The organism is Mycobacterium sp. (assembly GCF_040509115.1).
Classification (GTDB): domain Bacteria; phylum Actinomycetota; class Actinomycetes; order Mycobacteriales; family Mycobacteriaceae; genus Mycobacterium.
Map to the genome: position 1 here is coordinate 1 of NZ_JBEVLO010000109.1, position 7240 is coordinate 7240.

A 7240-nucleotide genomic window follows, 5' to 3' on the forward strand; every position below is an offset into this window, starting at 1 on the left:
ACTCTCGTCTTCGCGCAAGCGCTCATCAGTGCACTCTCTTCTTCGCGCAAGCGCTCATCAGTGCACTCTCTTCTTCGCGCAAGCGCTCATCAGTGCACTCTCTTCTTCGCGCAAGCGCTCATCAGTAATCATCCCGTTCCGCGAACGCACCGTGGAACAGGAACTGGAGCGTCGATGGCGCGTCGAACTGCAACTCGGTGTTGGGCTGGTAGGGAATGTAGGCGTTGTCGGTGACCAGGAACGGCGTGTGGTACCACGATCCGCCGTACTGCTTACTCGGAACATTCGGCAGGCCACGGCAATTGGGCCCACCCGATGCGTTGACCATCGGCAGGCTCTCGGGATACGTATACGCGGGCGCGCCGGGCAGGAAGTTTGACGCGACGAACAGGCCCGGCCGGATGCCGCCGATGACGGGCGCGAACGTGTCCAGCGCCTTCTTCGTCCCCGTAAAGATGCAGCCGAGTTCCGGCGAGTAGTCACCCAGCACCTTCAGCGGCGCCCGGAACCGCTGGATGGCGGCGATGAGGTCGTCGGCGGCAGGCTGCAGCGTCGCCGTGCCGTTGTTGGCCAGCCCGGTGGCCGCCAACAGCGTCGCGTTCAAGTTGTCCTGCTGGTCGACGATTGTCTTGCTGATGGTGGGCGTGTTCTCGAAGACCGTCACCAGATCGGGGGCCGCGTCGGCATAGATGTTGCCGACGACGGCCGTCTTCTGGAACACCTGCTGTAGCGCGGGAAGCTTCGGATTGAACTGTTGCAGATAGTAATTCAGGCCGGAGAGCGTCGCACCGAGATCGTCACCGTTGCCGCGCAGGCCCTCGCCGAGCGCGCTCAGCGTCGCGTTGAGGTTGATCGGATCGACCTTCTGCAGCGTGTTGGTCAAGGTCTGGAACAGCGTGTTCACCTCGAGCTGCACTTCCCCGTCCGCGACGTCCTTCGTCTCACCGGGACTCAGCGCGCCGATCGGGTCCTCCGGGGTGAGGAACTCGACCGACTTGGCACCGAAGACCGTCGTGCCCGCAATGCGCACCGTGGCATTGGCAGGCACGTAACGCATTTGGCTGCTGTTCACGTCAAGGGTCAACTTGGCCTGGTCGCCCGCGTACTCGATGGCGGAAACCTTCCCGATCTGGATGCCGCGGTACTTGACCTTCGCGTCGGTTTCCATGACCAGACCGGCACGCGGCGCCTTGACCGTCACCGTGTCGGTGGACGTGAACGCCGCGGTGTACGACAGGTAGGTGAAGACGGTCGCTGCGACCAACACAGCCGTGAGAATCGCCGCAGCGATCCTCACATGACTGCGCTTGGCGTCCATCGACGTCGCCGCCTATCCGGAAAGGTTGAAGTTGCCCGACGCGCCATAGACGGCCAGGGAGATGAACAGGGTGATCGTGACGACCACGATCAGCGACGTGCGAACGGCCTGCCCCACCGCGATGCCGACCCCGACGGGGCCACCGGATGCGTTGAACCCGTAGTACGTGTGCACCAGCATCACCGCGATCGACATGACGACGGCCTGCAGGAACGACCACAGCAGATCGGTGGGCACCAGGAACGTGTTGAAGTAGTGGTCGTAGAGGCCAGCGGACTGCCCGTTGATGAACACGGTGGTGAACCGCGCCGCGAAGAACGCCGCGAGAACCGACAGCGAATACAGCGGAATGATGGCGATGAGTCCGGCGATGATGCGGGTCGAGACCAGGTAGGACACCGCATGCACTGCCATCGCCTCGACCGCGTCGATCTCCTCGGCGACGCGCATGGCGCCCAACTGTGCCGTGGTGCCCGCGCCGATGGTCGCTGCCAGGGCGATCCCCGCGATCACCGGCGCGATGATGCGCACGTTGAGGAAGGCCGAGAGGAAACCGGTCAGCGCCTCGATGCCGATGTTGCCGAGCGACGAGTAGCCCTGGACGGCGACGGTACCGCCGGAAGCCAGGGTCAGAAACGCGGCGACGCCGACCGTTCCGCCGATCATCACCAATGCGCCGGAGCCCATGCTCATCTCGGCGATGAGGCGGATGGTCTCCTTGCGGTAGCGGGTGATCGCGTTGGGGATGTAGCGCACGGACTCGCCGTAGAACAGCGCCTGCTCACCGACGACGTCGACGGCCTTGGGTAGGCCGCGGAAGAAGCGGCGAATGCGCAGAGTGGCGTCGTAACTCACTAGCGGAGCCCTCGACTCTTCGTCACCCTCTGCTCTTCGCCCGAGGGGCTCGTCACCCTCTGCTCTTCGCCCGAGAGGCTCATCGCTGCCCAAGCGCTCATCAGCGGGCCAGCACTCTCACGCCAATCGCCGTCATGATCACGTTGATCACGAACAGGCAGATGAAGGCGTAGACGACGGTCTCGTTGACCGCAACGCCCACGCCCTTGGGGCCACCCTTCACGGTGAGCCCGCGATAGCAGCCCACCAGGCCGGCGACCACGCCGAACAGCATCGCCTTGACTTCGGCGAGCATCAGTTCGCCCAACCCGGTCAGGACCGTCAGACCGTTGATGAAGGCGCCGGGGTTGACGCCCTGCAGGAAGACGGAGAAGACGTAGCCCCCAGAGATGCCGATGGCACAGACCAGCCCGTTGAGCAGCAGCGCGACCACCGTCGAGGCAAGTACGCGCGGAACCACAAGCCGTTGGATGGGGTCGATGCCGAGCACCCGCATCGCGTCGATCTCTTCACGGATGGTGCGGGCGCCGAGGTCGGCGCAGATGGCCGTCGCGCCCGCGCCGGCAACGACGAGCACCGTCACCACCGGCCCGAGCTGAGTGATGGTGCCGAACGCCGTACCCGCACCGGAGAGGTCGGCCGCGCCGAGTTCGCGGAGAAGGATGTTCAGCGTGAACGCGACCAGGACCGTGAAGGGGATGGCGACCAGCAGCGTCGGGATCAGGGAAACGCGCGCGATCATCCACGTCTGATCGAGGAACTCGCGAAACTGGAACGGCCGACGGAAGATCTTGAGGAACGTCTCCAGGGACATCTCGACGAACCCGCCCACGGCCCGGGCCGGTGCCGCAAGCTGTTCGATCAACCTGGGCTCCGTTCTTGACCGGGGGTGTGAACGATATGGCGAATAGTCCGGGACCACCAGTCAAATCGGCGTTCTCGCCCCTTTGCAATGCGCTGCTCTAAGTGAGCCGGCTCATATTAACTAGAACACGTTCGCAGTGTCAAAGAACCGCGAAATCCGTCATCGTCGAGGCATTTCCCCAGGTCAAGGCGGGTGTGATCAACGTCATTCTAGAACGTGTTCTAGCCCTCACAGCAGGTTGACAATGAACTCTGTCAGTCTCGCGAAGTCATCAATGCATTGGCCGAGAAACCCAGCTCGGGGTTGCGATTAGCAAAGTACTGCACCATCGTCGAATTCAGGTCGTCGAGACCCCAGGCAGCGGAGTCCGCGGTGAAGTGCTTCTCGGCCGTCGGAGCTGCCACGAGCGTCACAGTCGGACCATAGACGATGAAGAGCTGGCCGTTGACGCCTTCGGCGGCCGGTGAGGACAGGAACTGCACCAGCGTGACGACGTGTTCGGGCGAGAGCCCATCGATCTGTCCGTCCGGCAACTCGGGTGCGTCACCGAAGACGTCCGCCGTCATCGCGGTTCTGGCCCGCGGGGCGATGGCGTTTGCGCGGACGCCGTAGCGGCCCAACGCGCGGGCCGCGGTCAACGTCAGTGCCGTGATGCCCGCCTTGGCTGCCCCGTAGTTGGCCTGTCCGACGGGACCCGCCAGGCCCGCCTCGGACGAGGTGTTCACCAAGCGCCCGTACACGGTTCCACCGTCGGCCTTGGCCTTGTCCCGCCAATAGGTCGCCGCATTGCGGGTGAGCAGGAAGTGGCCGCGCAAATGCACGGCGATGACCGCATCCCAGTCCTCGTCGGTCATGTTGAACAGCATCCGGTCTCTGGTGATGCCCGCGTTGTTGACGACGATCGAGAGACCGCCGAGCGAATCCGCGGTGGCCACCAGCTCGTCGGCGGTGCTGCGGGCGCTGATGTCGCCGGCAACGGCGACGCCCTTGGAGCCTGCCGCCGCGATTTCGTCCAGCACGTCGGACTGATCGAGCCCACCTGCGATGTCGTTGACGACGACGGTCGCGCCCGCTCTCGCCAGGCCGATCGCCTCTGCGCGGCCGAGGCCCGCCGCGGCACCCGTCACCACCGCGACTCGTCCGGAGAGATCAATCGCGGTCGATTCCGTCATGTCGCTCCTCGCGTCCGGGCTCAATTTATGAATACCTCTAGTCTTTGCGAATCAGGGCGGCGCGGGGGCACTCGGCCACCGACTGTTCTGCCACGTCGGCTTGGTCGTCGGGCACGGGGTCGGCCTTGACGACGGCGTAGTCCTCGTCATCGAGATCAAACAGGTCCGGGGCAATACCCACGCACACGGCGTTGCCTTCGCAGCGATCGCGGTCGACTTCGACTCGCATGACGACACCCTCCAGTCCTCGTTACCCAGGTGCGGAGTCCGCGCCCATCGTCGGCTCAGAATAACCGCGCCTGGATTCCAAGACTAGAACGTGTTACAACCGGGGAGGCCCACGGGTACCCCGGAGACAGTGAGGAACGGCGATGCGGATCGGCTACAGCCCCGAGCAGGAGGAGTTGCGCCGCGAGTTGCGCTCGTACTTCACCAAACTGATGACGCCCGAGCGGGCCGAGGCGTTGAGCTCCAGTGACGGTGAGATGGGCCGGGGCAGCGTGTATCGCGACACCGTCGCTCAGATGGGCAGGGACGGCTGGCTGACGTTGAGCTGGCCCAAGGAGTTCGGCGGCCAGGCCCGCACGCCCATGGAGGGGCTCATCTTCAACGACGAGGCCGCCATCGCCAACGTTCCGGTGCCGTTCTTGACCATCAACAGTGTCGCGCCGACGATCATGGCCTTCGGCACCGACGAGCAGAAGAAGTTCTTCCTGCCCAAGATCGCATCCGGCGATCTGCACTTCGCCATCGGCTACTCGGAGCCCGGCGCGGGCACCGACCTCGCCTCGCTGCGCACCACCGCCGTCCGCGACGGAGATGACTACGTCGTCAACGGGCAGAAGATGTGGACCAGTCTGATCGCCTACGCGGACTACGTGTGGTTGGCCGTGCGCACCAATCCCGAGGCCAAGAAACACCGGGGCATCTCGATGCTCATCGTGCCAACGACGGCGGACGGCTTCTCCTGGACGCCGGTGCACACGATGGCGGGCGTCGACACCAGTGCCACTTACTACCAGGACGTCCGCGTCCCGACCAGCAGCCTCGTCGGCGAGGAGAACGGCGGTTGGAAGCTGGTGACCAACCAGCTCAACCACGAGCGCGTCGCACTGGTTTCGGCTCAGCCCATCTTCTCCGCACTGAACGGCGTCCGCGAATGGGCGCAGAACACCAAGGACGTGCACGGCAACCGGCTGATCGACTCGCAGTGGGTGCAGCTCAACCTCGCCCGGGTGCACGCCAAGGCCGAAGTGCTCAAACTCATCAACTGGGAGTTGGCCTCGGCCACCGACGCCGCGCCGTCACCTGCGGACGCGTCGGCGGCCAAGGTCTACGGCACCGAGCTGGCCACCGAGGCGTACCGCCTGCTGATGGAGGTGCTCGGCACGTCGGCCACGCTCCGCACGAACTCCCCTGGCGCGCTGCTGCGCGGTCGCATCGAGCGCATGCACCGGTCGTGCCTGATTCTGACCTTCGGCGGCGGTACCAACGAGATTCAGCGAGACATCATCGGCATGGTCGCCCTCGGGCTACCCCGAGTGAACCGGTAAGGGACGCGGAGAGTTCACATGGATTTTTCTACGACGGAAGCCGCCGAAGACCTCGGCGGCCTGGCCCGCTCGATCGTCGACTCGGTCTGCACTCCCGAGCGGCAGCGCGAACTGGACGAGCTCGACGAACGCTTCGACCGCGACCTGTGGTCGAAGCTCGCCGCTGCCGACATCCTTTCGACGGCTGCGCCGGAATCGTTGGGCGGCGGCGGTTTCGGGGTGCTCGAGGAGACGGCCGTGTTGGTCGCGCTGGGCAGGCAGATCGCCGCGGTGCCCTACCTCGAATCGATCGTGCTGGCGGCTGGCGCCATCGCCAAGTTCGGCTCCGCTGACCTGCAACGGGAGTGGGCGACGCCCGCCGTCTCGGGGGAGAAGATCCTGACCGTCGCACCCGACGGCGAGATGGGCCAGGGAGCGGTGCAGGCTCAAGCCCTTTCGGGCGGCTTCCGCCTCACCGGCACCAGAGCGCTCGTCGCCTATGCGCCGGTCGCCGATGCCTACCTGGTGCCGGCCGAATCCGACTCCGGCGTCAAGGTATTCCTCGTCGCGGCGGGCGACCCCGGCGTCACGATCACCTCATTGGACACCACGGGACACGGCAGCGTGGGTCTGCTGGAGTTGCAGGGCACCGACCTCGACGCCAGCCGGATCGTTGGTGCCGACGACGTCCAGTCGTGGCTGACCGCCCGACGAGCGTTGGGGCACAGTGCCTTTCAACTTGGAGTGCTGGAGCGAGCGTTGGAGCTGACGGCGGAGTACGCCAGGGAACGTGAGCAGTTCGACCGGCCGATCGGTAGCTTTCAGGCCGTCGGTCAGCGGCTGGCCGACGCCTACATCGACGTGAAGGGCCTGCGGCTCACCCTGACCCAAGCCGCGTGGCGACTGTCCGAGGATCTGCCTGCCGATCTCGAGGTCGGCACGGCGGCGTTCTGGGCGGCCGAGGCGGGCCATCGAGTAGCGCACACGACGGTGCACGTGCACGGCGGCGTCGGGATCGACACCGACCATCCGGTGCACCGATACTTCCTGGCCGCCAAGCAGAACGAGTTCGCGGTGGGCGGAGCGACGGGTCAGCTGCTGCGTATCGGCCGCGAGCTGGCCGACACCCCAGCCTGAGAAGTGGACACCGTCGGGGAACTGCTCGCCCCGCTGACCGACGTCTCCGACCGCGGCGTCCACGCCGAGGACGAGTTCGTCAGCTGGCGAGACCACATTCAAGCCGGCGCCGATCTCGCCGCCGCGCTGACTGCACGGATGGACCCGGCGAAGCCGCCGCATTTCGGTGTCCTCCTGGGTAATACGCCGTTCTTCTCGTCCGTTCTGGTCGCCGCGGCCGTCCGCGGTCTGGTGCCGGTGGGGCTGAACCCGACCAGGCGCGGCGCCGCGCTGGCCCGCGACATCGAGCGCGCCGACTGCCAGCTGGTGCTCGCTGACATCGGCGGGCAGGAGCGAAGCGACCTGGGAATGTCGAGCGACG

At 65.6% G+C, this 7240-nt stretch carries 7 protein-coding genes and 1 pseudogene; 3 read left to right on the forward strand and 5 right to left on the reverse strand.

Features of this window, described 5'->3' with window-relative positions; all coding sequences use genetic code 11:
- Window positions 1–121: 121 nt before the first annotated feature.
- The 5 genes from ABW137_RS08815 to ABW137_RS08835 form a co-directional block, all read right to left on the reverse strand.
- Window positions 122–1318, reverse strand: coding sequence for an MCE family protein (locus ABW137_RS08815; protein WP_526398955.1), 1197 nt, complete (start codon window positions 1316–1318; stop codon window positions 122–124).
- A gap of 12 nt (window positions 1319–1330) precedes the next feature.
- Window positions 1331–2173 carry an MlaE family ABC transporter permease gene (locus tag ABW137_RS08820; protein WP_526398957.1) on the reverse strand — a complete coding sequence of 281 codons (843 nt, stop codon included), beginning with the start codon at window positions 2171–2173 and terminating at the stop codon, window positions 1331–1333.
- Window positions 2174–2273: 100 nt separating this feature from the next.
- Window positions 2274–3038 carry an MlaE family ABC transporter permease gene (locus ABW137_RS08825; RefSeq protein WP_526398959.1) on the reverse strand — a complete coding sequence of 255 codons (765 nt, stop codon included), beginning with the start codon at window positions 3036–3038 and terminating at the stop codon, window positions 2274–2276.
- Between the two features lie 254 nt (window positions 3039–3292).
- Window positions 3293–4210: a 3-oxoacyl-ACP reductase gene (locus ABW137_RS08830; protein ID WP_526398961.1), complete on the reverse strand. Its 918-nt coding sequence runs from the start codon at window positions 4208–4210 to the stop codon at window positions 3293–3295.
- Window positions 4211–4247: 37 nt separating this feature from the next.
- Window positions 4248–4439: a ferredoxin gene (locus ABW137_RS08835; protein ID WP_526398963.1), complete on the reverse strand. Its 192-nt coding sequence runs from the start codon at window positions 4437–4439 to the stop codon at window positions 4248–4250.
- Between the two features lie 142 nt (window positions 4440–4581).
- Between ABW137_RS08835 and ABW137_RS08840 the strand changes: the two genes are divergently transcribed.
- From ABW137_RS08840 to ABW137_RS08850, 3 genes and pseudogenes are all read left to right on the forward strand, one after another.
- Window positions 4582–5763, forward strand: coding sequence for an acyl-CoA dehydrogenase family protein (locus ABW137_RS08840; protein ID WP_526398965.1), 1182 nt, complete (start codon window positions 4582–4584; stop codon window positions 5761–5763).
- 18 nt (window positions 5764–5781) lie between these two features.
- Window positions 5782–6879, forward strand: coding sequence for an acyl-CoA dehydrogenase family protein (locus ABW137_RS08845; protein WP_526398967.1), 1098 nt, complete (start codon window positions 5782–5784; stop codon window positions 6877–6879).
- A 3-nt stretch (window positions 6880–6882) separates the two neighbouring features.
- Window positions 6883–7240, forward strand: a pseudogene (locus ABW137_RS08850) (acyl-CoA synthetase); the annotation flags it as partial.